General features: G+C 70.2%; 19 protein-coding genes. 16 read left to right on the forward strand and 3 right to left on the reverse strand.

What is annotated here, in order from left to right; genetic code table 11:
- The first annotated feature begins 100 nt into the window (after positions 1-100).
- From ACVW19_RS25320 to ACVW19_RS25380, 13 genes are all read left to right on the forward strand, one after another.
- A complete protein-coding gene (locus ACVW19_RS25320) occupies positions 101-2,995 on the forward strand; it encodes a bifunctional acetate--CoA ligase family protein/GNAT family N-acetyltransferase (protein ID WP_457462015.1) in 2,895 nt (964 codons plus the stop codon).
- Between the two features lie 517 nt (positions 2,996-3,512).
- Positions 3,513-6,356 (forward strand): Na+/H+ antiporter subunit A, encoded by a 2,844-nt coding sequence (locus ACVW19_RS25325; protein ID WP_457462017.1) that lies wholly within the window; start codon positions 3,513-3,515, stop codon positions 6,354-6,356.
- Positions 6,353-6,964: a Na(+)/H(+) antiporter subunit C gene (locus ACVW19_RS25330; RefSeq protein WP_457462018.1), complete on the forward strand. Its 612-nt coding sequence runs from the start codon at positions 6,353-6,355 to the stop codon at positions 6,962-6,964. Before ACVW19_RS25325 ends, ACVW19_RS25330 begins: the two co-directional genes overlap by 4 nt.
- Positions 6,961-8,568 (forward strand): Na+/H+ antiporter subunit D, encoded by a 1,608-nt coding sequence (locus ACVW19_RS25335; RefSeq protein ID WP_457462020.1) that lies wholly within the window; start codon positions 6,961-6,963, stop codon positions 8,566-8,568. The genes ACVW19_RS25330 and ACVW19_RS25335 overlap by 4 nt, the downstream gene beginning before the upstream one ends.
- On the forward strand, positions 8,565-9,155 hold the full coding sequence (locus ACVW19_RS25340) for a Na+/H+ antiporter subunit E (RefSeq protein ID WP_457462022.1): 591 nt from the start codon (positions 8,565-8,567) through the stop codon (positions 9,153-9,155). Before ACVW19_RS25335 ends, ACVW19_RS25340 begins: the two co-directional genes overlap by 4 nt.
- Positions 9,152-9,418, forward strand: coding sequence for a monovalent cation/H+ antiporter complex subunit F (locus ACVW19_RS25345; RefSeq protein WP_457462024.1), 267 nt, complete (start codon positions 9,152-9,154; stop codon positions 9,416-9,418). The genes ACVW19_RS25340 and ACVW19_RS25345 overlap by 4 nt, the downstream gene beginning before the upstream one ends.
- Complete coding sequence (gene mnhG, locus ACVW19_RS25350; RefSeq protein ID WP_457462025.1) at positions 9,415-9,798, forward strand: monovalent cation/H(+) antiporter subunit G; 384 nt, start codon at positions 9,415-9,417, stop codon at positions 9,796-9,798. Before ACVW19_RS25345 ends, mnhG begins: the two co-directional genes overlap by 4 nt.
- Before the next feature lie 126 nt (positions 9,799-9,924).
- On the forward strand, positions 9,925-10,521 hold the full coding sequence (locus ACVW19_RS25355; RefSeq protein ID WP_219933639.1) for a DUF5998 family protein: 597 nt from the start codon (positions 9,925-9,927) through the stop codon (positions 10,519-10,521).
- The gene (locus ACVW19_RS25360) at positions 10,521-11,771 is read left to right on the forward strand and encodes an alkaline phosphatase family protein (RefSeq protein WP_457462026.1); all 1,251 of its coding nucleotides are present in this window, start codon (positions 10,521-10,523) and stop codon (positions 11,769-11,771) included. The genes ACVW19_RS25355 and ACVW19_RS25360 overlap by 1 nt, the downstream gene beginning before the upstream one ends.
- Positions 11,772-11,858: 87 nt before the next feature.
- Positions 11,859-12,503, forward strand: a complete 645-nt coding sequence (locus tag ACVW19_RS25365) for a thymidine kinase (protein WP_457462028.1) — start codon at positions 11,859-11,861, stop codon at positions 12,501-12,503.
- A 140-nt stretch (positions 12,504-12,643) separates the two neighbouring features.
- A complete protein-coding gene (locus ACVW19_RS25370) occupies positions 12,644-12,856 on the forward strand; it encodes an EF-hand domain-containing protein (protein ID WP_457462030.1) in 213 nt (70 codons plus the stop codon).
- 270 nt (positions 12,857-13,126) lie between these two features.
- Positions 13,127-13,471: a type I restriction enzyme endonuclease domain-containing protein gene (locus ACVW19_RS25375; RefSeq protein WP_457462032.1), complete on the forward strand. Its 345-nt coding sequence runs from the start codon at positions 13,127-13,129 to the stop codon at positions 13,469-13,471.
- Between the two features lie 81 nt (positions 13,472-13,552).
- Positions 13,553-14,392: a hypothetical protein gene (locus ACVW19_RS25380; RefSeq protein WP_457462033.1), complete on the forward strand. Its 840-nt coding sequence runs from the start codon at positions 13,553-13,555 to the stop codon at positions 14,390-14,392.
- 126 nt (positions 14,393-14,518) lie between these two features.
- Here ACVW19_RS25380 and ACVW19_RS25385 read toward each other — a convergent pair whose 3' ends face one another.
- Positions 14,519-14,734, reverse strand: coding sequence for a DUF397 domain-containing protein (locus ACVW19_RS25385; RefSeq protein WP_457462035.1), 216 nt, complete (start codon positions 14,732-14,734; stop codon positions 14,519-14,521).
- Positions 14,731-15,672 (reverse strand): helix-turn-helix domain-containing protein, encoded by a 942-nt coding sequence (locus ACVW19_RS25390; RefSeq protein ID WP_457462037.1) that lies wholly within the window; start codon positions 15,670-15,672, stop codon positions 14,731-14,733. Before ACVW19_RS25390 ends, ACVW19_RS25385 begins: the two co-directional genes overlap by 4 nt.
- A gap of 243 nt (positions 15,673-15,915) precedes the next feature.
- Here ACVW19_RS25390 and ACVW19_RS25395 point away from each other — a divergent pair, with 243 nt between their 5' ends.
- The 3 genes from ACVW19_RS25395 (at position 15,916) to ACVW19_RS25405 (ending at position 20,061) form a co-directional block, all read left to right on the forward strand.
- Positions 15,916-16,092 carry a hypothetical protein gene (locus ACVW19_RS25395; protein ID WP_457462038.1) on the forward strand — a complete coding sequence of 59 codons (177 nt, stop codon included), beginning with the start codon at positions 15,916-15,918 and terminating at the stop codon, positions 16,090-16,092.
- Between the two features lie 291 nt (positions 16,093-16,383).
- Positions 16,384-18,324: a hypothetical protein gene (locus tag ACVW19_RS25400; protein WP_457462040.1), complete on the forward strand. Its 1,941-nt coding sequence runs from the start codon at positions 16,384-16,386 to the stop codon at positions 18,322-18,324.
- A gap of 66 nt (positions 18,325-18,390) precedes the next feature.
- Positions 18,391-20,061 (forward strand): Hsp70 family protein, encoded by a 1,671-nt coding sequence (locus ACVW19_RS25405; RefSeq protein WP_457462042.1) that lies wholly within the window; start codon positions 18,391-18,393, stop codon positions 20,059-20,061.
- Between the two features lie 51 nt (positions 20,062-20,112).
- Here ACVW19_RS25405 and ACVW19_RS25410 read toward each other — a convergent pair whose 3' ends face one another.
- Positions 20,113-23,106: a helicase-related protein gene (locus ACVW19_RS25410; protein WP_457462044.1), complete on the reverse strand. Its 2,994-nt coding sequence runs from the start codon at positions 23,104-23,106 to the stop codon at positions 20,113-20,115.
- Positions 23,107-24,414 lie beyond the last annotated feature (1,308 nt).

A 24,414-nucleotide genomic window follows, 5' to 3' on the forward strand; every position in this document is an offset into this window, starting at 1 on the left:
GTTCCCGCTCCCGGCGACACCGGACCGCGGCCTCGGTCCGGCTCGTGCACCCACAGACTGCCTCGCGCCGTTGTCGTACGCGAGCCGTACTCTGGGGCCCATGCAGATCTCGTCGGACCGGCATGAGTATCCCGCCCACTGGGAGGCCGACGTGGTGCTGCGCGACGGTGGCACCGCGCGCGTGCGGCCCATCACCGTCGATGACGCCGAGCGCCTGGTCAGCTTCTACGAGCAGGTGTCGGACGAGTCGAAGTACTACCGCTTCTTCGCGCCCTACCCTCGCCTGTCCGCCAAGGACGTGCACCGGTTCACACACCACGACTTCGTGGACCGGGTGGGACTCGCGGCCACCGTGGGCGGCGAGTTCATCGCCACCGTACGCTACGACCGGATCGGCCCCGACGGAGCACCCGCCTCCTCCCATCCGTCGCCCGCCGGAGCGCCCGCCCCTCCGGTCTCCGACGAGGCCGAGGTCGCCTTCCTGGTGCAGGACGCCCACCAGGGCCGGGGCATCGCCTCCGCCCTCCTCGAGCACATCGCCGCCGTCGCGCGCGAGCGCGGCATCCGCCGGTTCGCCGCCGAGGTGCTGCCGGCCAACAGCAAGATGATCAAGGTGTTCACGGACGCCGGGTACACCCAGAAGCGCAGCTTCGAGGACGGTGTCGTCCGCCTGGAGTTCGACCTCGAACCCACCGACCGTTCGCTGGCCGTGCAGCAGGCGCGCGAACAGCGTGCCGAGGCCCGTTCCGTGCGGCGCCTGCTCACCCCCGGCTCGGTCGCCGTCATAGGCGCCGGCCGCAGGCCCGGCAGCGTGGGCCGCAGCCTCCTCGACAACATCCGGGACGGCGGATTCACCGGCCGCCTGTACGCCGTGAACAAGGCCTTCCCGCCGGAGCTGAAGGAACTCGCCGGCACCGACGGGAGCGACGGGGTGCCCGCCCACCGTTCGGTGCGCGACATCGACGGGCAGGTCGACCTCGCCGTCGTCGCGGTACCCGCCGAGCAGGTCCCCGAGGTCGTCGCCGAGTGCGGCGAACACGGGGTGCGGGGGCTCGTCGTGACGTCCGCCGGATACGCCGAAGCGGGCCCCGAGGGCCGCGAGCGCCAGCGCGCCCTCGTCCGGCAGGCGCGTACGTACGGCATGCGGATCATCGGGCCGAACGCGTTCGGCGTCATCAACACCTCCCCGGACGTGCGGCTGAACGCCTCGCTCGCGCCCGAGATGCCGCGCCCCGGCCGCATCGGCCTGTTCGCCCAGTCCGGCGCCATCGGCATCGCCCTGCTGTCGCGGCTGCACCGGCGCGGCGGAGGCGTCACCGGCGTCACGGGCGTGTCCACCTTCGTCTCGTCCGGCAACCGCGCCGACGTCTCCGGCAACGACGTCATGCAGTACTGGTACGACGACCCGGACACCGATGTCGCCCTGATGTACCTGGAGTCCATCGGCAACCCCCGCAAGTTCACCCGCCTCGCCCGCCGGACCGCGGCGGTGAAGCCACTCGTCGTGGTCCAGGGCGCCCGCCACGGCGCCGGGCCCCGCGGGCACGCCGTGCGCGCGACGCGACTGCCGCACGAGACCGTCTCCGCGCTGCTGCGACAGGCCGGGGTGACCCGGGTGGACACCATCACGGAACTGGTCGACGCGGGCCTGCTGCTCGCCCGCCAGCCGCTGCCGTCCGGGCCCCGGGTGGCGATCCTGGGCAACTCCGAGTCCCTGGGACTGCTCACCTACGAGGCGTGCCTCGCCGAAGGACTGCGCCCGCACCACCCGCTGGACCTCACCACCGCGGCGTCGGCGGCGGACTTCCACGCGGCCCTGTCCCGGGCGCTGGCCGACGACACCTGCGACGCGGTGGTCGTGACCGCGATCCCGGCACTGGGAGGAAGGACGGTCGGTTCCGCCGGCGATGCAGCGCTCGCCGAGGCACTGCGCTCGGCCGCCGCCGCGACCCCGTCCAAGCCGGTCCTGGTGGTCCACGTGGAACTCGGCGGCCTGGCGGAGGCCCTGTCGGCGGCGGCGAGCACGGCCCCGCGGACGGGGCCGTCCGCCCGGCCCCGCCCCGTGCCGTCGGCCGGGGAGCGCGCACCCGCCGACAGCCCTTTGCCGGCGCCCGTGCCCCTCCCCGAGGACGCCCACCTGATCCCCGCCTACCCCGCCGCCGAACGCGCCGTCCGCGCCCTCGCCCACTCCGTCACCTACGCCCAGTGGCGGCGGGACGCCGCCGACCCCGGCAAGGTGCCCCAGTACGAGGACATCGACGAGAAGCGCGCCGCCGAACTCATCCGCGCGCAGCTCACCCGCGGGCAGGGCCTGACCCTCGGCATCGAGGAGACCTACGGACTGCTCGGCGCCTACGGCATCCACGTCCACCGCGCCCTCCCGGCCCCCACGCCCGACGCCGCCGTCGAGGCCGCCCGCACCCTGGGCCACCCCGTCGCACTCAAGGTGACCGCCCCGCACCTCAGGCACCGCGCCGACCTGGGCGGCGTACGGCTGGACCTGGCGGACGAGGAACAACTGCGCCGGGCGTACGCCGAACTGACCCAGCAGCTCGGCACGCCCGAGGAGCTGCACCCCGTCGTGCAGCGGATGGCGCCGCGCGGTGTCGACACCATCGTCCGCGCGGTGATCGATTCCGCGGCCGGTGCCGTGCTGTCCTTCGGGCTCGCAGGCCCCCCTTCGCAGCTGCTCGGCGACATGGCACACCGGCTGATCCCGGTCACCGACCGGGAGGCGACCTCCCTGGTGAGGTCGATCCGCACCGCGCCCCTGCTGTTCGGCTGGCGCGGCTCGACCCCGGTCGACACCCCCGCTCTGGAGGAGCTGCTGCTGCGGGTGTCGCGGCTGGTCGACGACCACCCCGAGGTCGTCGCCGTCAGCCTGGAACCGGTGGTCGTCGCCACCCACGGCGTGAGCGTCCTCAGCGCCTCCGTACGCCTGGCGCCGCCGCCCGCCCGCGACGACCTCGGCCCCCGGACGCTCCCGGTGTACTGACCGGCGTACTGAGGGGCGCAAGCCCTCGAGGCTCCGACTCGACCCACAGGCCACCGGCTGTTTGACGGAGTGTCGAGCGGGCACCTGTGCCCCGTTCCGCCCGCCCGACGAACGGAGAGAACGGCATGCGCCTCGGGGGCATCGACGCCGGCAGGACCGGATCCCCCTCACCCGGCACGCCCGCACGGGGGAGGAACGCCGGACTCTCCGCCGGACCCGTCGCCGTCCCCCGTCGTGCGTCCGGCCGCTCCACCGACCGGCCGGACGCACGTCTGCCGGAGCCCGACGCGGATCACCGACCCCGTACGCGCACCGTGTGCCGATCCTGAACGGGATGCCGTGCGGCTCCGCCGAGCCGCACGCCCTGCTCCGGGTGTGGCGCGGCGACGCCCCTGCGGACGGCTCTCCCTGCTACACAGAGCACTGAATGCCGACGAACCAGACATGACCCCCAGGGCTCGAGCGGAGGCCGCTCGCGCGTCAGCGGTCGGGCCACCGTGAAGGAGCAGGTGCTGACGTGCTGGTCCTGCTGGCCGCCTACGCGACGGTCGCAGTGTCGATCCCCTGGTGGGAACGGCGGCTCGGCCGTGCGGTGTGGGCCGTGGCGGCCCTGGTGCCGTTGGCGACGGTGGTCTGGGCGGGTACACGGGCGGCGGGCGTCCTGGACGGCGGCGCGTACGAGGAGTCCCTGCAGTGGGCTCCGTCGCTCGGTCTGACGATCGATCTGCGCCTGGACGCCCTGTCGCTGCTGATGCTGTGGGTGGTGGCCGGTGTCGGGGCACTGGTGCTGCTGTACTGCCGGTACTACGTCGAACGGGACGCCGGCCCGCTGGCCGCTCTGCTGCTGGCCTTCGCCGGGGCGATGATCGGACTGGTCCTGGCGGACAACCTCTTCGTGCTGTACGTCTTCTGGGAGCTGACCACGGTCGCCTCCTTCCTGCTGATCGCAGGGCCCGGAAAGCGGGCCGAGCAGCGCCGGGCCGCCCGTCAGGCCCTGCTGGTGACGGCGGCCGGCGGCCTGGCGATGCTGCTCGGTTTCATCGTGCTGGGCCAGGCGGCCGGCACCTACCGCGTCTCGGCGATCCTCGCGGACCCCCCGCGGGGCGGCGCGGTCTCCGCCGCCGTGGTGCTCGTCCTGGCCGGCGCGTTCACCAAGTCCGCGCAGATGCCGCTGCACGGCTGGCTGCCCGCGGCGATGGTGGCCCCCACACCGGTCAGCGCCTTCCTGCACGCGGCGGCGATGGTCAAGGCCGGGGTCTACCTGATCGCCCGCCTGGCGCCCGCCCTGGCCGACGTGACGCCGTGGCGGCCGATGGTGCTCGGCGTGGGGCTCGCCACGATGGTGGTGGCCGCGTGGCGGGCGCTGCGCGAGACCGACCTGAAGCTGCTCCTCGCCTATGGGACCGTCAGCGAACTCGGTCTGCTGACCGCCCTGCTGGGCGCCGGAACCCGGACGGCGGCGCTGGCCGGCGTGGTGATGCTGCTGGCGCACGCGGCGTTCAAGTCGGCGCTGTTCCTGTCCGTCGGGATCGTGGACCACCACACCGGTACCCGCGACATCCGGGAGCTGTCGGGACTGGGGCGCCGGCTGCCCGTGCTCTTCGGCGTCACGGCACTCGCCGTCGCGTCGATGGCCGGCCTGCCGCCCCTCGTCGGCTTCCTGGGCAAGGAAGCCGCCCTGGACGCGTTCCTGCACGGCACCGAACTCGCCGGCCATCAGCAGCTGACGGTGGCGCTGGTGTGCGGCTCCACGCTGACCGTGGCGTTCGCGGCACGGTTCCTGCACGGCGCCTTCGGCGGGCCGCCGACGGGGAGGGCGGCGCGGCCCGCGCGGAGCCCGGAGGCGGGATTCGTCGCACCGGTGGCCGTACTGTCCGGGGCGGGCCTGGTGCTGGGCGTGGCCTACCCCGGCACGGCGGCCCTGACCACCGCCTACGCCGACGTCTATCCGCCGGGAGCCGGCGGACCGTACGAACTGTCCCTGTGGCACGGCTTCACCCCGGTACTCGGGCTGTCCGTGCTGTCGCTCGTCGCCGGTGCCCTGATCCACGCGCTCCGCCGCCGCGCCGCCGTGGTGAACCGCCTGCCGCGCCTGACCGACGTGCAGCACGCGTACGACCGCGCGGTCGAGGCCGTGGACCGGCTGGCCGTGACACTGACCCGGCACACCCAGGTCGGCTCGCTGCCCGTCTATCTGACCGTGCTGCTCACGACGGTCGTCGCGGTGCCCGGCGGGGCGCTCCTGGCGGCGGCACCGTCGCTGGGGGCACCGCCCCTGTGGCGGTACTCGCTCGAACCGGTGCTGGCCGTGGTCATGCTGGCGGCCGCCGCGGCGGTGGTGGCCGCCCGGCACCGGCTCACCGCCATCCTGCTGACCGGGGCCGTCGGGTACGGCGCGGCGGGCCTGTTCCTGGTACGCGGAGCCCCGGACCTGGCGCTCACCCAGTTCCTGGTCGAGACGACGACGCTGGTCGTCGTGGTGCTGGTGCTGCGCCGGATGCCGGCCCGGTTCGATCCCGGCCGGAGGTCGGTGCCGGGGAGGGTGCTGCGGGGCACGGTGGCCGTCGGGGTCGGCGCCGTCGTCACCTGCTTCGCGCTGGCGGCGGCCTCCGCGCGCACGGCCCCGGTGATCTCGCCCGGATACCTGCGCCGGGCGGCGGAGACGGGCGCCCTCAACGTCGTCGACGCGATCATCGTCGACTTCCGGGCCCTGGACACGCTGGGCGAGATCTCGGTCGTGCTGGTGTCGGCGGTCGGAGTGGGCAGCCTGATCCGGTTCCGCGACCGCGAAGCGGTGCGGGGCGCCGACGAGGAGCCGCCCACCCGCTTCCCCACGACGCACTGGGACGAGCCCCGGCAGACCTGGCTGCCGGGAGCCGGTGAACGGCCCGGCGGCGAGCGCTCGGTCCTGCTGGAAGTGGCCATCCGGCTGCTCTTCCCCTCGATCCTGGTGCTCTCGGTGTTCCTGCTGTTCTCCGGGCACTACCGCCCCGGCGGAGGGTTCTCCGGCGGACTGGTCGCGGGGCTGGCGTTCGTCCTGCGGTACCTCGTCGGCGGCCAGGCCGACCTCGGCGCCGCCGTACGCCTGCGCCCGGTCGCGGTCGCGGGCACGGGCCTGGTGATCGCGGCGGTCACCGCCCTGGCGCCGCTGACCGTCGGCGGTGCGCCGCTGGACAGCAGTCTGCTGACCTGGCACCTGCCGCTGCTGGGCGAGGTGAAGTGGGCGACCAGCCTGTTCCTCGATGTCGGCGTCTACCTGCTCGTGGTCGGTGTCGTCCTCAAGCTCCTGTCGGCGGTGGGCGTCTCGCTCGGCGAGGCCGGTGCGGCGGCGGCCCGGGAAGGGGAGGGATCCGTCCGGTGAACGGCGCGGTGGACAACACGGTGAACACCCTCGACGTGACGATGGCCGTCGTGGTGGGCGGCCTGTTCACGATCGGCTTCCACCTCATGCTGCACCGGTCCCTGATGCGGATCGTCCTCGGCTTCATCCTCCTGGGCCACGGCACCAACCTGCTGCTCCTGGTCGCCGGCGGCACCCCCGGCCGGCCCCCGGTACTGGACGGGCAGCCGGCGGACCCGGCGGAGCCCGCCGACCCGCTGCCCCAGGCCATGGCGCTGACGTCGATCGTGATCACGTTCGGTCTCACGGCGTTCCTGATGGCCCTCGCCTACCGTTCCTGGCGGTTGTCCGGCAGCGACGAGGTGCGTGACGACGTGGAGGACCGGCGCATCGACATCGCCCTGCAGCGTGCCTGGGCCGACGAGGTGAGCGGCACACCCGGGGAAACCGACCGCCACGACGGCGACGGACCCGACGACGGTGACGGCGACGGCGACGAACCAGGCGGCCTCGACTGCCTCGACGGCGACGACGGCAATGACGACGGCAATGACGACGGCAATGACGACGGCAATGACGGCGGGCCGGACCACCGCGACCACGGCACCGCTCCGGGGGAAGACCGATGACCGCACTGCTGCTCACCCTGCCCGTGGTGCTGCCGGTCCTGGCCGCCGGTGTGACCCTGCTCGGCCTGCCCGGCCGGGTGGTCCGCGTGATGAGCACCCTCGTACTGGCGGGCGTCCTGGCGGACGCGGTGGCTCTGCTCGTCCTCGCCGACACCCGCGGTCCGCAGGCCGTGCACGTCGGCGGCTGGCCGGCCCCGCTGGGCATCACACTCGTCGCCGACCGGCTGTCGGCGCTCCTGCTCATGGTGTCCCTCCTGGTCACCCTGGCCGTGCTGCTCTTCGCCATCGGCCAGGGCACCGCCGAGGAACGCCGCAGCACGGCGGAGGTCTTCCACCCCGCCTACCTGCTGCTCGTCACCGGGGTGAGCCTGGCCTTCCTCACCGGCGACCTGTTCAACCTCTTCGTGGCCTTCGAAGTGCTGCTCGCCGCCTCCTACGTCCTGATCACCCTGGACGCCGACGGAAACCGCACCCGGGCGGGCATGACGTACACGATCATCAGCCTGACGTCCTCCCTGCTGTTCCTCACGCTCGTCGGCCTGGTGTACGCGGCCACCGGCACGGTCACCCTGGCCCAGCTGGGGCCGCGGCTCGCCGAACTCCCCGACGGCCTGCGCGGCGCGCTCGCCCTGCTGCTCCTGGCCGTCCTGGGCATCAAGGCGGCACTCGTCCCCCTGCACTTCTGGCTGCCCGACAGCTACCCCACCGCGCCGGCGCCGATCACCGCCGTGTTCGCCGCACTGCTGACCAAGGTCGCCGTCTACGCCCTGCTGCGCACCCAGACGCTGCTCTTCCCGCGCTCCAGCGTGTGGACCCTGCTGGCCTGCGTGGCGATCGCCACCATGATCGTGGGCATCCTCGGCGCCCTCGCGCAGGACGACGTCAACCGGCTGCTGTCCTTCGCCCTCGTCAGCCACATCGGCTTCATGCTCTTCGGGCTCGCGCTGTTCGACACCATCGGGCTCACCGGCACGGTCCTCTACATGGTCCACCACATCGTCGTCCAGGCCGCGCTCTTCCTGGCCGCCGCCCTCGTGGTACGCCACACGGAGACAACGGGCCTGGAACGCATGTCACAGCGGCCGCCCCCGACACCGGTGGTCGCCGTGCTGTTCGCCCTCCCCGCCCTGAGCCTGGCCGGGATCCCGCCGTTCTCCGGGTTCGTGGCCAAACTGACCCTGCTGCGGGCCGGCGTGGGGCAGGGCGGCACCGCGGCGTACGCCCTCGCCGCGGCCGCCCTGCTCACCAGCCTGCTGACGATCTACGCCATGACCCGGGTGTGGACCAGGGCCTTCATGCGGCAGAAGCCGTACCCGGACCGCCGCGACGCGGGCCGCCCGGACCCGCACCGCCGCGAAGGCGACCGCCGGACCCCGGCACCGCGGGACGAGCCCACGGCCTCCGACACCGTCCGCAGCCCGGAGCCCCACGGCGGCCGGCACGGGGCCGGGCTGATGACCGCCGCCACCGCCGTCATGGTGGTGACCGGCGTCGCGGTCGCCGTCTGGGCGGGCCCGCTCGCCCACGTCGGCGAACAAGCCGCACACGAACTGCTCGACCCGCGGGCCTACCGCTCCGCCGTCATGACCGGGGAGGACCGTTGACCCGCCGGGAGAACACCAGCCGGGTCCGGCACCACCTGCCCATGGTCGGCTGGCTGTGGCTGCTGTGGATCCTGCTGTGGGGGTCCGTCAGCCCGGTGGTCCTCGTCGGAGGTCTGCTCGTCGCCACGGCCGTCGTCGGGACCTTCTCCCTGCCGCCGGTCCTGCCGGGAGCCGTGCCCCGGCCACTGGCGATCGGGCGCCTGCTGATCGACCTGCTGACCGATCTCGTCGGGTCCGGGGCCACCGTCGCCTGGCAGGTCCTGAGACACGGGGGAAGAACGTCCGCCGCGATCGTCGAAGTCCCGCTGCACGTCGACAGCGACCTGCTGATCACCGCCGTGGCCGAGTTCACCACCATCGCGCCCGGCACGCTGGTGGTGGAGATCGACCGGCGCCGGCAGCGGCTGTACGTCCACACGCTCCCGGTCCGCGGCGAAGCCGACATCGCCCGCCGCAGAAAGGCGGTGCAGGCCGTGGAGCGCAGGGTCGCGCGGGCCGTCGGCAGCAACCGCCGCCACACCGGACCGCCCGGAGACGACGGCACCGGGTCTTTCCCCGGCCCCGATCGAGGAGGCAGAACACCATGACCGTCATGTACACCGCCACCCTGGCCATGTTGGCGGCGGCCGGACTGCTCACCCTGCTGCGCCTCGTGCGCGGTCCGGACGCGCTCAACCGCATCGTGGCGCTGGACGTCCTCCTGACGATGATCATCGCCGGGACCGCCGTGGGCATGGCCGTGCGCGAGGACACCACGCCCCTGCCCGTGCTCGTCGTCCTCGCCCTGCTCGCCTTCACCGGATCGGTGACGGCCGCCCACCTGATCGAGAAGCGGGCGGGCCTGCGATGACCACCGTCTCCGACGTGATCACCGCCGTCCTGCTCCCGGCCGGTGCGCTCTTCTGCCTGCTCGGCTCCGTGGGACTGCTCCGCTTCCCGGACGTCGGCAGCCGTCTGCACGCGGCCGCCAAGGCCCAGACGCTCGGCCTGCTGCTCATCCTGGCGGGAACCGCCGCGCAGACGCCCCTGCGCTACGCGCCGGTGCTCCTGCTCGTCATCCTGTTCCAACTGCTCACCGCGCCGATCACCAGCCAGATCGTCGGCCGTACCGCCTACCGGGTCCAAGCCCTCGACCGCCGCGAACTGTTCCGGGACGAACTCGCCGACCGCCTCGCGCGGGACGGCACCCCGGTGGACGAGCAGCCGTCGAGCGAGGACGCGGACCGTTGACGCCCCGCCGCTCGCACGACCGGGCGGCTCGACCGGGCGGCGGGGCCGAGCGGCTCCCGGCGGGCCCGCACCGGCGCGAGCGGGAGTGCCGCGACCGGTGCCTCGCAGTCAGCGGTCCCCCGTAGGATGGGCGCCATGGCCAAGACCAGTACGACGACCCAGGGGCTGCGTGCGGCGATCGAGCGCAGCGGCTACTACCCGGCCCTCGTGGCCGAGGCGGTGGAGGCCGCCGTGGGCGGCGAGCCCGTTCGGTCGTACCTGGTCCACCAGGAGACGACGTTCGACCAGAACGAGGTGCGGCGCCATGTGACCGTGCTCGTCCTCACCGGCAACCGCTTCATCGTCAGCCACACCGACGAGCAGGCCGCCGACACCACCTCCCCGACGCCCTACGCCACCACGTCCACGGAGTCCGTGAAGCTCGGCCGGATCTCGTCGATCGTGGTCAGCCGCGTGGTCGCCAACCCCGAGTCGTACAAGCCGGGCACCCTGCCCCGCGAGATCGTGCTCACCATCGGCTGGGGTGCGGTCTCCCGCCTCGACCTGGAGCCGGCCGCCTGCGGCGACCCCAACTGCGAGGCCGACCACGGCTACACCGGCAGCTCGACCGCCGACGACCTCAGCCTGCGGGTCAGCGAGGCCGGCGACGGACCGGAGACGGTGCGCCAGGCGCTCGCCTTCGCGCAGGCCCTCTCCGAGGCGACCGCGGACCCCACGAACTGATGACAGACACCTCCCGGACCCCGCACACCCCGAACCCCGCGCAGGCCGCCCACACCACCGCCTGGCCCCTCACACCAGGGGCCTACCCCGAGCCCCTCGCCCCGGCCTCCGCGCCCCGGCCCGAGTACGGCACCGGCTCACTGGCCGACCTGCTGCCCACGCTCGCCGCGGGCATGGGCGTCCCCGGCCTCCCCGCCGCGATCCCGGAGCTGCCCCCCGCCGACCGGAACTGCGTGTTCCTGATCGACGGCCTCGGCTGGGAGCAGCTGAAGGCGCACCCCGAGGAAGCCCCGTTCATGGCGTCCCTGCTGCCCGGCTCGCGCGGCGGCACCGGACGGCCGATCACCACGGGCTACCCGGCCACCACCGCCACCTCCCTCGCCTCCGTCGGCACCGGCCTGCCGCCCGGAGCACACGGCCTGCCCGGCTACACCGTGCGCAACCCGGAGACCGGCGAGCTGATGAACCAGCTGCGCTGGCAGCCCTGGACGCAGCCCGACACCTGGCAGCCGCACCCCACCGTCTTCGAGCTGGCCCACCGCGCCGGGGTACACGCCGCCCAGGTGTCCTCGCCCACCTTCGCCCACACGCCGCTGACGAAGGTCGCGCTGAGCGGCGGCACCTTCCACGGGCGGCTGTCCGGCGAGGAGCGCATGGACCTCGCGGCCGAACAACTGGCCGCCGCCGACCGCTCCCTGGTCTACACGTACTACGCCGAGGTCGACGGCGCCGGACACCGCTTCGGCGTCGACTCCGACACCTGGCGCGGCCAGCTCATGTACGTGGACCGTCTGGTCCAGCGCCTGGCCGAACAACTCCCGCCGCGCAGCGCGCTCTACGTCACCGCCGACCACGGGATGGTCGACGTGCCCTTCGACGAGGAGCACCGCATCGACTTCGACCACGACTGGGAGCTGGGCGCCGGGGTCGCCCTGCTCGGCGGCGAGGGCCGCGCCCGCCACGTCTACGCCGTCCCCGGCGCCGAGAACGACGTACTGACCTGCTGGCGCGAGGTGCTCGGCGAGCAGTTCTGGGTGGCCTCGCGGGACGAGGCGATCGCGGCGGGATGGTTCGGCCCCCGCGTCGACGACCGCGTGTACCACCGCATCGGCGATGTGGTCGCCGCCGCGCGGGACGACGTGCTGATCATCGCCTCGGAGCGGGAGCCGAACGAGTCGGCGATGGTCGGCAACCACGGTTCGCTGACCCCTGCCGAGCAGCTGGTCCCGCTGCTCGAAGTACGCTCCTGAGGCTCCCGCCCGCCGAACTCCCGCCCGCCGACTCCCGGCCGTCGCCCCCGACCCGGCCCGCCCCCACCGAAAGGTGCCCAACCTCCCATGCCCGAGCTGGTGTTCTTCTCCGGAACGATGGACTGCGGGAAGTCGACGCTGGCTCTCCAGATCGAGCACAACCGCTCGGCGCGCGGCCTGGTGGGCATGATCTTCACCCGTAACGACCGTGCCGGGGAGGGCAAGTTGTCCTCCCGCCTCGGCCTGGTCACCGACGCGGTGGAGGTCGGGGACCGTGCGGACCTGTACACGCACCTCGTCGACCACCTCACACAGGGCAGGCGCGCGGACTACGTGATCGCGGACGAGGCACAGTTCCTGGCACCGGAGCAGATAGACCAGCTCGCACGTGTGGTGGACGACCTGGAGATCGACGTCTACGCCTTCGGCATCACGACCGACTTCCGCTCCAAGCTGTTCCCGGGCTCCCAGCGCCTGGTCGAACTGGCCGACCGGGTCGAGGTGCTTCAGGTCGAGGCCCTGTGCTGGTGCGGCGCCCGCGCCACCCACAACGCCCGCACCGTCGGCGGAGTCATGGTCGTGGAGGGTGCCCAGGTGGTGGTCGGCGACGTCACCGACTCCGCGGACGAGGTCGGCTACGAGGTCCTGTGCCGCCGCCACCACCGCCGCCGCACGACAGCCGCGACGGCCCGCGCGGCGGCCCTCGCCCCGGACGTCCTGCCGATCACCTGACCGGTGCTCCCGGCCTTCTGTGAGGCGGAGTTCGCATGAAGAACGCCGCACCGAGGGCTCGCGAGGGCAGGTAGTCTGACCTGCGTCATCAGGACTCCCCAGGAGTCCGGCGGGGTACGAGAACGAAAAGGGGCGGACCGGTGGCGGACATCGAGGAAGCGCGCAAGCAGTTTGAGCGGATCGACGCGGACGGGGACGGGTTCATCACCGCTGCCGAGTTCAAGACAGCCCTGGCCCAGGGCGGTGACTGGAACGTCACCGAGCCGGTCGCGGAGGCCATCATCAAGTCCCGCGACCTGGACGGCGACAAGGTCCTGTCCTTCGACGAGTTTTGGGCACACCTGAACAAGTGAGCCTCAGGTCGGGGGCCGGCTTCCGCGCACTTCCGCGGCGGACCGGGCCCCTGACAGGGTTTCGGGCACCGTCGGTCCACTCCTTCAGTGCCGCCTTCCCCGGGAAGCCGACGACGTTCTTGTCCGGCTGGCCGTGGACGTATCGGTGAAAGCGCCGCCTCGCCTGGGGGAGTCCGCCCGGTCGCGGGGAATTCCTCCGGTTCAGTCGCCGAGGGTGAACGAGCGGCCGCCTGCGCGGAGTTCGTCCTCGGTCTGAGTGAGGCCGCCGCGATGGGAGACCTCGACCGTGCAGAACTTCGAGCCCGGCGGGATGCCGTCGACCGTGAAGGGGAACTCGCACCCCAGCTCCGTCTTCTGGCCGAGGCCCAGGCTCCCCATGGCGACGAGGTCCTGGTCGGCATCGCCCGCGAACTGGTCACCGAGGTCCGCCGTCAGCTCAAGCCCGACTGGATCGCCCGCGAGTCCGTCCGCACCCGCCTGCGCAGCACCATCAAGCGCCTCCTGGCCCGCAACAACTACCCGCCGGACCAGCAGAAGGAGGCCATCGACCTGGTCCTCCGCCAGATGGAGCACTTCGCGAACGAGTGGTCCACCAACGGAGAGACCGGCGGCTGAGCTCTCCACCCACAACGCCTCGCCCAGCGACCCAAGAGACATACAGGGAGGTAATTCCTCCCGGAAAGTCAGGTTTATTTCATGGCGGGTAAAGAGATGGAAGACCCGGGGTCGTACTTCTCCGCGGTGCTGGTCGCTGCGGCGAGACTTCCGGGTGTGCGTATCAACAGAGAGACGTACCTTCGGAAGGCACTGTCTCGCCATTGCTCCGAAGAGCAAATCAGAAAATCGATCGAAGAGACTCCGGCAGCGGCGGGTATCCCCCTCGACATTCTGGATAAGGCCGCCAACGACTCCATCAAGTACGAGACCGCCAAGGTCAGCGCTGCTTCCGCGGTTGCCGGACTGCCCGGCCTGGTCTTCCTTCCCGCCACCGTACCCGCTGACCTGGCACAGTACTTGGGTCACATGCTGCGCATCGCGCAGAAGCTCGCCTACCTCTACAGTTGGCCCGACCTGTTCTCCGGAGACGGCGACGACATCGATGACGCGACCGAGGGAGTGCTCACACTCTTCGTCGGCTTGATGTTCGGCGCCCATTCGGCGAACACCGCGATCGGGAAGGTCGCGGAGGAGATGTCGAAGCACGTCGCCAAGAAGCTTCCCCAGAAGGCACTCACCAAGGGGTTCATCTATCCCCTCGTGAAGAAGATCGCGGGCCATCTCGGTAAGGAGATGACGAAGCAGACCTTCGCAAGGACCGTCTCAAAGGCAATCCCTGTCGTCGGTGCCGTCGTTTCCGGCGGGCTCACCTTCGCGACCTACCGCCCCATGGCGAAGAAGCTGAAGAATCACCTGGCCGGACTGGAAATGACGAAACCCACCCTCCGGGTCGAGGACGTCGAGGTCGTGCAAGACCACGAGCCCTCCGCCACGGACTACGTCGAACAGTCCGACGGGGACGACGCTGCCTCCAGGTAGAGAATCCTCCGCTGAACCATGGCCGTCGGCCTGCTGTCACTCCTTGAGCATCCGGGCCCTCGTGAGCCCGGATGCGTCAGTGGCGCGCCAGACGGGACCCGGCAGGGCTCTTCGAGCGTACGAGCGTCAGACGCGCCGCTCCGACGAGGCCAGCCCGACGAAACCCGCCCATGCCTCACGCGAGACCGTGAGTATGGGGCCGGCTTCAGCCTTCGAGTCCCGGACGTGCACAACTGCCGTGGTGGCCGCCACCTCTACACAATCGCCGCCCTCGGCTCCGCTGTAACTGCTCTTGAACCAGGCGAGGCCGGATGCGGCGGTCGAGGACTCAGCGTTGTTCATAGCGATCCCAGCACCCCTTCGATGAACTCCAGTGACTCTCGCGCGGTGAGAGCCTGTGATCGGATGATCCCATAGCGGGCGGCGGTGAGATTCGTCTGTTCTGGGTCCGTCTGGAGAGCGCTGGTTCCCTGGGCCTCGGCGTACACGAACCTCTTGCCGTCCTTGCGTGTGACGATCGTGAACGGCCCATCCACGCCCGCACTTTCCTCGCAGGAGAGGGGCATGATCTGGATGACGACGTTCGGTCTCTGGCCCATCAGGAGCAGGTGCTCCAACTGCTCGCGCAGCACGTCTCTTCCCCCGTACGGACGCCGCAACACTGACTCGTCCATCACGAAGCTCAGCAACGGCGCAGGCCAGCGGTCGAAGATGTCCTGCCGAACCAGCCGTGCCGCCACTCGCTGCTCGATGGTCTCCGGGTCCAGGACCGGTCGCCGCATTCCCAGCAGCGCTCTCATGTACTCCTCAGTCTGAAGCAGGCCCTTGACCACGAGGGTGTCGTACGAGACCAGCTCAACGGCCTCCTTCTCCAGCACCGCCATTCCCTGAAAGAACACCGGATACTGAGCCCGCTCCACCTGCTCCTTCCACAGGCACAGCAACCCACCGGCCCTCAGTACCTCGTCCGCCCGCTCGATCGTCCGGGGCGTCGGAATTCTCCGCCCCTGCTCGAACGACGCGACGGTGGACGCCGAGTACCCGAGCCGCCGCCCGAACTCCTCGCGCTCCAGCCCTTCCCGCATGCGCAGCGTCTTCATGGTCTGCCCGAACGCGACGACGACACCTCGCCCTGCCTCGTCCTCCGGTCGCCGCCCGGCCCCATCGTCGTTCTCCCGCCCGTCCCCGAGACTCACGACCGCCGCTCCCGCGCCGTCGCCGTTCTCGCGCTCCCCGGGAACTGCCCCGGTCCCGGCCTCCGCACCCTTGCGCTCAGTCATGTCACCACCGCCTCTTTCGCTCAACGCCTCCACAAGGGACGCCGTCACGGCGCGCAGCTCCTAATCGCGCGGACAACGTGCGTACATCTGCCCCCTGTCGCTGCGTCACCGCTGGTCACGCTACGCGACCGACGGGGCCGTGAGGGGCGTGACGACGAAACCCATCAATCCCACCGACACCACCCAACCCATCACCTCCTACGCCTCCTTGAAGGCGGCCCGCCCCCGACCCGCACCTCCGAGATGCGCTTCACCTCCACACCCCGCGGAGCGCGTCTCGCCCGCCGCCTCGCAGCCATCCGCCTGGACGCGTGGGGCATTCCGTACGGCACCGACCCGCACGACACGATCGTGTTGATCGTCGCGGAGCTCACCGCAGCCGGGGTGGTCGTGGCGTTCCCTCGGCAGACGGGCACGTAGGGGCCAGCGGTATCCGGCTCCGAGCCGCCGGAGCCACCGCAACGGCCGATAGGGTTTTGCACTGTGGAAATCGGATCTTTGGTTGAGCAATGTGACGGCAGTGCGGTACGTCGGGTAGGTACCGTTCGTGCGCTGGACGAGAAGGAAGTCGTCATCGAGTGGGAGGGAGGTGAGAGCGAGCACCTGCCCGTACCCGTACCGGAATCGGTGAGAACTCTTGCCTCGGGAACGATCAGGTACAAGGCCGCCACCGACCTCCCGGCGCTTCAGGGTGAGTTCGAGAGTGATCCCGTGGGGGTGTTGGTCGAGCTGCTCCGCGAACTGGACGAGCGGGTCAACATCACCGCGTTGCGGAAGCACGTGGAGGACATGGGGCTCGTCGTCAACAAGCCACTCAAGTGGAGTCAGGTGCGTGAGTCACTCAGCGCTCATCCCGCGGTGCACACGACGAGCAAGGACATGCGATGGGACGGGGGCGGGACAGAGCCCAGCAGCTCTCCTCAGCAATGGTCCGCTTCCGAAGCCCTCCGCAAGCTGGTGGACAAGTCCCCTAAGCCGAGGGGCACTAGGCAACCATTGCTCGCCGCCGTGTCCGCCGGACTCGACGAGTTGTCGCCGTACGAACTTCTGGCGGTACATGCGCTCGACATGCCCGTGACCGAGTGGCCGCGGACCTGGACGGAACCCCACCCCGAGCGCGTGCCCGAAGAGATCAGCCTGATCGCTGTCGAGCACATCGTCGTGATGTCGCGTACCAGGAAACGCATCGTTCTCCCCGGTACCACCCCCAGTCCGGCTGAGAAGAAGGCTGCGAAGAAGGCTGCGGAGATCCCGTCGTCCCTCGATCTCCTTCCGTTGCTCATTCCTCTGGCGGCGATGCCCGCTTTGAGCCCCGCAGCAGACAGGGCAGCCAAGGCGCTGAGCGGCGAGCAGGCATGGAATGCCTTGCGCGCCGGGATGGAGTGCTTCGAGCAGGCGCTGTCCGCGAGCCCTGGCTCCGAGGCCGCACGGGCTCAGGAGGAGCGGCTGGTCCCTCTCTCGATCAGGGTCAGGGAACTCCTGAAGACGGTGCTGATGAGACGGCCGAAGGAGGACGATCTTCCATGGCTGGACTTCGCGGAGGAGATGGCCTTCCGGGCCTGCGCGTTGCTGGCGGATCCCCGGATCCAGAAGCAGCCGAACGGACTCGTACGGGAGTGGGCGCAGCACGTCGCCGGCCATCCGGACATTCCCGTCGAGCTGCGAGAAGCAGCCAGCGCAGCCCAGGCCGCCGCGGTGGCCGAAGCTGCCGATGCGGTGGAGGCGCATGGCACGGGTGACGGCGAGAGGACGGAAGAAGGCCGGGAGGCCGAGGCCGCACCCGAGGCGCCCACGGTGTCTGCGGAGGAGGCCGAGTCCAAGGGAGTCGAGGACGGAGGAGAAACCGACGCCGAGGCGAGCGAAGCCGACACCGTCGAGCCTGCGGACGCCATGATCGTGACCGGCGAACCTCTCCTGGAGGTGACGGAGGACGTCCCGGACGAGACACCGGAGGCGGCGCAGGAGGCAGCGCAGGAACCCGAGCAAGACCCGCAGGCCGAGATCGCGGCCCTGACCCGCCTGTTGGAGGAGGAACGCAGCAACGCCGAAGCGGCCAAGGCCGAGTTCGAGCGGCAGCGCCGGGCCGCTTCGGACGCACTGACCGAGGCGGAAGCGACGGCGAACCGGTTGCTGCTCCGCATCGCGGACGAGGAGAAGCACCGCGCCGAGGCCGAGACACGTGCCCACGCTGCCGAGGCCACGGCGGAGTCGGCCCGGCAGGGCCTCGCAGAGGCGGAGCAGCGTGTGGAGGCGATGACGCGTCAGCTCCGGCGGCGGGACGACGAGCTGCGGCAGTCCCGGCAGACCGCGCGCGGAGCGTCGCAGGCGCAGTTGCGGCAGGCCAGGATCGACACGTTGCGCGTGCTCGCCGCGGTGCTCACCGAAGTCGCGGACCAGGCGATCCACGAGGACGACGAGACAGGGCCGGCGAGCGCTCTGTACCGCAGGGCCCTGGCCCGCGCGGCAGCAGCGGGGGTGCTGGACATCGGAGCACTCGGAGAAGAGACGGATTACGACCCGGTGACCCACCGGGCCCCGGGCGGACCGGCGGCGCGGGTGGTGGTGGAGCGGCCCGGCTTCGTGTGGCAGAGCCCGCGTGAGCCCGAGCCCATCGTGCTGGAGCAAGTCCTCGTACGTGGGACCGACCAGTAGGCAAGACAGTTGATTCCCGCTGCCGGGGTTGAGGCCCTCGGCAGCCAGTGCCCATGGAGGACACCGGTGCAGCACGACAAGCCCTTGATCGGCATCGACTTCGGTACCGCGACCACCTTGGTGAGCCAACGGCTTCCCGGCGGGTCACCGGAAATCGTGCCGGTCGGTCACGGTACGTCCTGGATGCCGAGCGTGATCGCCGTCTCCGCCTCCGGTGAGCTTCTGTTCGGCGAAGGCGCCGAGGCTACGACCGGGGCCTCGGCGCTGCGGTCGGTGAAGCAGTGCATCACTCTCGATCTGACGCCGGACAAGCTACCGGGCCGGGAGGGGACCGGCACGATCCGGCACTCTGCTGACGACATGATCGAGCAGCTGCTGAAGCACGTACTGCTGCGTGCCAGGGCCGCCGGAGCGGACACCGAGGATGCCCACTTCCGTCTTGCCTGCCCCGCGATCTGGGACGGACCACGGCGCTGGCGGCTCGCCACTCTGGCCAGGGCCGCGGGTATCCCGGTGGCAGTCGGGGATGTTGTCGACGAGCCCGTGGCCGCCGGACTCGCCTGGTCGGAAGGGCTCTACTGGGAACTCGGCGAGGAAAGGCCCGATGGGACCACGCTGGTCTTCGACTTCGGCGGGGGCACCCTCGACATCGCCGTGGTCGAGGTCACCGAATCGCTCCAGGACGCCGCCCCCGAGCTCACCGTGCTCTCGGCGCGCGGTGTGGCCAGGGCCGGTGATGATCTGGACCTCCGGATCGCCCGGGATCTGGAACAGGACTTGGAGGCCCAGGGCGTATCGGTGGAGCGGATGCCCGACCCCGCCACCCTCAGGGCGCTTGTCCTGGCGGCGGCCCGACGGCTCAAGGTACTGCTCTCCGACACGCGGTACGACGAACAGGCGGTTCCGATCGGCGGCGGGTACACCAACCTGCCCCTGCTTACCTACACGCGCGGGCGGCTGGAGGAGGCGTTCCGGCCACAGATGCTGGAAGCCCTGGAGTACGTCAGGGCCGCCCTGTGCGAGGCACGGCTGCGTCGGCGCACCACGCCCGACATCGAGCGTCTGAAGCGTATGCCGCTGCGGGAGCTGGCGACCGATGTGCAGCATGTGCTGCTAGCCGGCGGCATGTCCCAGGTGCCGCTGGTACGCCGGCTTTTCGAGGAGAACTTCTCCCACGCCCAAGTGGAGTTCGACAGGGCGCTGGAATCACCGGAACAGTCGGTCGTGACCGGCCTGGTGGTGCACAACTACCATCGGCTCAACCTCCCCCGGCCCGGCTTCGACCTGGTGCTGGAGTGGGACGACCTGAGCGGAGGTCGTCGCAGCGAACTGCTCTACCCAGCCTTCCAGCCCCTCTACGAACCGTATCGGGTGCTGCGCGGCGAGGAACTGGCCCACCGCTGGCGGGGGACGCCGGATGTCCACCGGGTCACCAAAGGCCGGCTCCGGGCGAAGGCCGTGGACGGGGAACCGATGGACTTCTCGGTGGACGGTACGCCACTGCCGCATCTGCCCGTCGAACTCCACCCGAGGACAGCCTTCTCGCTGGCCCTGAGGCTCAACGGGGAAATGGTCGTGCATGATTCGACCGCCCGGCCCATGATTTTCCGGGTGGAGAGGTGGCCCGTGCTCCGGAAGGGAGAACAGGAGGCCATCCGCCTGACGCCGGTACGAAAGGGCGCCCTGGTACACCAGCGGGCGTCATTCACCGACGTGTACTCCCATCCGTGGCAGTGAGGCGCTGGACGGTGGCCCGGGTCATGTCCCTGGCCACCGTCCGGCGTCCGGTCAGTCTCCCTCGACCAGAACGAGGGCGACCGGCTCGGTGGACAGACTGAAGCGGGCATCCCGCTCCATCTGCGCCAGCAGGGCGTCCCGCCGGGTCTCCAGGTGAGTCACCCGGCTCTCGTGGAGGCGGCGGATCGAGGGGTGGTCCACCTCGTGGGCGAGACGGCGGGCCCGCGCGATCTTCAATTGAAGGGTGTCTCTCACCGTCGCGCGCCGACCTTCGGCGAGCCGCATGTTCTCGGCCTCGTAAAGCCGCTTGGTCGCGCGCTCCTGTACGGCCGCGAGGGCCTGCACCTCCTCCAGTGTCTCGACGATCATGGTGTCGACGTCGGCGGGCAGCGGCTCGTCGGTGCCGGTGAGTTCACCGCGGGCGAGAGAGGTCAGCAGCGCGGTCCCGACCTCGGGTACCTCTCTCATCGTCCGGATGTCGACCGCGGTGGTCCACAGTTCGCGGCGCGAACGGGTGCCGTCCGTACGCGCCAGCCGGACCTCCACCAGATAGTGGGACCCGGGTGGCAGGCCGGGCAGCCGTGCCCGCCCGTAGCGCAGGAGCAGCTCAGGGCGCTGGTCGTACCACCACTGGGCGGTGCGTACCAGCGGATGGCGGACACTGAGCAACGGAGCTCCGCTCGCCGATGAGACGCTCGCGGTGAAGCAGAAGCGCATCGGCGAACCGCTCTTGAGCCTGCCCAGCAGATCGCCGCGGGGATGAGGGAAGGCGCCCGCGTCCATCGCCTCGTACATCGCCTTGAGCAGGTCGCTGCTGCCTGCGATGTCCACCAGGTCGTCCTCGTGCGGGACTTCACGCAGCCGGCCGTACCCGCTGTCCGTGAGGAAACACTCGACGAGTCCGCGAATCTCCTTGGGACCCAGATAGCGACCCTTGCCCGGACTGGTTTCGTCGAAGCCCTCGATGAGCAGGCCGTCCAGGCCGGTGAGAAGGGCCTGGGCGTCGTTCAGGCTCTCCAGGTCCTTCTCCCGGTCCACCCGCGCGACCTCGATCCGGTCGACCTGGTGGCGGCGCTGCTCCGGGGTGAGGTGAGGGTCCAGGACGATGCGGTGCAACTCCTTGAGGCGCCCGCGCAGGATCGGTTCGAGTTCTCCGATGGAGTCCTGGAAGACCCCGATGCGCATGTAGAGGCGCTGGAAGATGTCGGTCTCGATGGTGCCGGGGACCTGCATGTTGAAGATGAAGATTTTCTCGTGCTGCTGGCCGAACCGATCGAGGCGTCCGATGCGCTGCTCCACCCGCATGGGGTTCCAGGGCAGGTCGTAGTTGACCAGGACGTTGCAGAACTCGAAGTCCAGGCCCTCGCTGCCCACCTCGCTCACCAGGAGCAGATCGAACGCGCCGTCACGGAAGTCCTTCATGATGCGTTCCCGCTCGACCGGCGGGGTCTTCCCGTGCATCACCCGGACCTTGAACTCCGGGGTCAGCCTCTCCTCCAGGTACTCCAGGGTGCGGGTGAAGAAGGAGAAGACCATCGCCTGCCGCATGCCCTTGGTACGGGCGCTTCGCAGCATCTGCGTGAACCGCTCGAACTTGGTGTCCACGGGAAGTTCCCGCAACAAGGAGCGCAGCGCCGAGAGGTCGTCGGCCTGCTCTGCCATCTCGCGGGCGAGCTTCTCGGCGGAGGCGGCCGGTACGGGAGAGTTCTCATCCGTGGCGTCGTCGACGACTTCGGACTCGTAGAGGAGTTCTTCGGCAGCCTCCTCCTCAGCCGGTCGGGGTGAGAAACGCTCCCGTAGCCGCTGCTGCATGGCCGGTATGCAGCTGGCTGCCTGCCGCAGCCACATCTGCGCGGCGAAGCCGGCGGCCATGCCGCTGCGGGCGGCGCGCTCGAGGCACCACGCGTGCAGGTTGTCGTAGAACTCACGCTCCTGCGAGGTCCAGGCGACCGCGACGTCCTTGGCCTCACGCAAAGCTTTACGGTCAGGTGTGTCGGCCTTGCGCGTACGGTTGACGACACCCGCGAGGGCGTTGAGTTCGGCGATGCACCGCCGCGCCTCGGCGCGTTGGTGGGGAGACAGCGGCGCGCCGCTCTTCAGAAGCTCCTTAAGGCGCAGGAACTCAGGTCGTCGAGCGGTGATCCTGCCGTACGTGGAGGTCTGGACCCGCATGAGCCGGGAGTGCAGGCTCCGCGCGCCGTCCGGAGTGTCCGCGCGGCCCTCAGTGAGACCGACGGCCACCGCGTTCAGATGACGGTTGGGCTCGAGCTGGTTCTCGAAGACTTTGGGTTCCGGGAAGGACGCCTCGTCGAGAAGGTGAACGAGGTTGTAGAGGTCCTGGTTGCCGAGGTTGAGGGGAGTGGCGGAGAGGAAGATCAGCGCGTCGGCCCAGTCTGCGAGCAGGGCTGCCGCGGCGTGGCTCCGGCTGCTCGCGTTGCGCAGGTAGTGTGCCTCGTCCACGATCACGAGGTCGAAGCGGGGCTGGAGTTCAGCGAGCTCGTCCAACTGCCCGGCCCGCCGGAGTCGCTCCAGAGACACCACTCCGGCGAACGGCTCGCTGGTGTCCCCGCTGCGGAACAGTTCCACCAGCTCCGCCATGCCCTCTTTGTCGAGGACGCGGAGGTGCCGGTCGAAGCGGTCGCGCATCTCGTTCTGCCACTTGGTGACGAGTGCGGCGGGACACACGACGAGTCCCCGGAAGTGCGTGCCACTGCGCCCTCCCGAGGAGCGCCGCAGGTGGGTACGCTGCTCCAATTCGTTCCAGATCAGACCGGCTTCGATGGTTTTACCGAGACCGACTTCGTCCGCGATCAGCAACCGCTGGCGGTCCGAACTCATCAGCTTGAGTACAGGTCGGAACTGGTAGGGCCGGAACACTGTGCGGCTCGACTGGTACGAGTACACGACATCCGTGAGCGGCGTGCTCAACTTGGCGAGAGTGAGCGCGAGCGCGGTCCGGTCGGCGGGAGCGGGCGGACGGAGGATCCAGTCCTCGGGGTCATCCGTGCTGGGCGGAAGCGCCTCGAGATCCTCTTCGAATGCCAACCGGCGACCGCCGGTCGCGTCCTGCAACCTGTACTGGACGCTTCCGTCTCGCGTTGGCGTCGCCTTCAGCACGGTGAAGGTTTCCTGCCTGCCCGCGAGACGGACGAGGTTGCCGCGGACGAAAGCGGGTGTGGCTTCGTCAGGGACGGCGGCGCACCATTCCCGGTACTGGAGGAGGGCTCGATGAAGCATGTGACCGTCGTCTATGTCCCGGAGACGCTTCAGTTGGGGAGCAACAGCAGATCCACCGTTGCTCAACGCGAACCCGACGAGAACCCGGCTGGCTCGCGACTCAAAAAGGTAGATGCCACTGGGCAGCTTGGCGGGGGAGTCGTCTCCATGTACTTGCGGAGCAGGACGCTGTCGTGCCGCGGGCACCGGAACTTGTTCGGAGCACTCCGGACTGTCGTAGAAGAACAGTTGCGCTTCGCTGAGTGCTTCCGGTGCTGCTGCTCCGGTCGGATCCCCCCAAGGGATGTACTGCAGTCGGAGTCGATCGTCGTCGAGTGGCACCTCTACCATCATTGGTGGGTTTCCACCCTTTGATTCCGCTCTCTCCCTCACTCCGTCCCCCTGTCTCATGGACACCGTGCCCGGGAACTTATGCGGATCATTTCCAACTGCTCAGGGAGGCAACCGGTATGACCAGGGCTGCCGAGGTGGCCAACAGGGGTTGGAATGATCTGCTGCCGGACTGTTGCGTGGTACCAAAACGTTCTCATCAAGCCGGTTTGACCCGAGCAAGACTACTTGGTGGCACTCGGTGACCCCGTGTCTCCTCTGCGAAAGCTGCCGTCACTTGTCGTCCGCCACCTCGTACTCTCCGAGCCGCCGACCGAATCCTGGATGGTGTTCCTCCGGGTGGTGCAAGTGATCTGGAGGTGGCGTTGCGGGTCGTGACGGTCGCGCTGCTCGGCGGGCGGTTTCCGTGGCTGTCCGGTGGGGCGGTGACCTCGACGTGGGCGATGCCGGGGCGCGCGTCCACGCCCCGGGGAGGTCGCACCGTCCCGAATTCGTGAGCATTTTGGCCGCTACTGTCCTGATGTCGCTCATCTGAGCGCTTACGTGACACATGTCCGCCGACTGCTCACGGTTTTCGGCAGGGCATCCGCTTCCGACCCCGCAGTGCCGGGACAGTGAAGATGCCCTGCACCACCCGGTGGGACACCATCCGGCACCTGATTCACAGCAGCGTCGGCCGCCGGCTCGAACAGGCGGGAAGGACCCTGAATGTCGAGCTCAGCAGAGCGCCCCTCACCGAGGTTGTAGGACAGGTCCGTGAACCATTCGTTCGCCTGGCCGTCCACC

The sequence above is a fragment of the Streptomyces sp. TE5632 genome (assembly GCF_054061295.1).

Excerpts from the sequence above, each read along its gene's own strand:
- ACVW19_RS25360 (WP_457462026.1), top strand. The coding sequence starts at position 10,521 with ATGACAGACACCTCCCGGACCCCGCACACCCCGAACCCCGCGCAGGCC.
- mnhG (WP_457462025.1), top strand. The coding sequence starts at position 9,415 with ATGACCACCGTCTCCGACGTGATCACCGCCGTCCTGCTCCCGGCCGGT.
- ACVW19_RS25320 (WP_457462015.1), top strand. The coding sequence starts at position 101 with ATGCAGATCTCGTCGGACCGGCATGAGTATCCCGCCCACTGGGAGGCC.
- ACVW19_RS25390 (WP_457462037.1), bottom strand. The coding sequence starts at position 15,672 with ATGACTGAGCGCAAGGGTGCGGAGGCCGGGACCGGGGCAGTTCCCGGG.
- ACVW19_RS25355 (WP_219933639.1), top strand. The coding sequence starts at position 9,925 with ATGGGCGCCATGGCCAAGACCAGTACGACGACCCAGGGGCTGCGTGCG.
- ACVW19_RS25375 (WP_457462032.1), top strand. The coding sequence starts at position 13,127 with ATGGGAGACCTCGACCGTGCAGAACTTCGAGCCCGGCGGGATGCCGTC.
- ACVW19_RS25385 (WP_457462035.1), bottom strand. The coding sequence starts at position 14,734 with ATGAACAACGCTGAGTCCTCGACCGCCGCATCCGGCCTCGCCTGGTTC.
- ACVW19_RS25335 (WP_457462020.1), top strand. The coding sequence starts at position 6,961 with ATGACCGCACTGCTGCTCACCCTGCCCGTGGTGCTGCCGGTCCTGGCC.
- ACVW19_RS25395 (WP_457462038.1), top strand. The coding sequence starts at position 15,916 with ATGCGCTTCACCTCCACACCCCGCGGAGCGCGTCTCGCCCGCCGCCTC.
- ACVW19_RS25365 (WP_457462028.1), top strand. The coding sequence starts at position 11,859 with ATGCCCGAGCTGGTGTTCTTCTCCGGAACGATGGACTGCGGGAAGTCG.
- ACVW19_RS25345 (WP_457462024.1), top strand. The coding sequence starts at position 9,152 with ATGACCGTCATGTACACCGCCACCCTGGCCATGTTGGCGGCGGCCGGA.
- ACVW19_RS25380 (WP_457462033.1), top strand. The coding sequence starts at position 13,553 with ATGGCGGGTAAAGAGATGGAAGACCCGGGGTCGTACTTCTCCGCGGTG.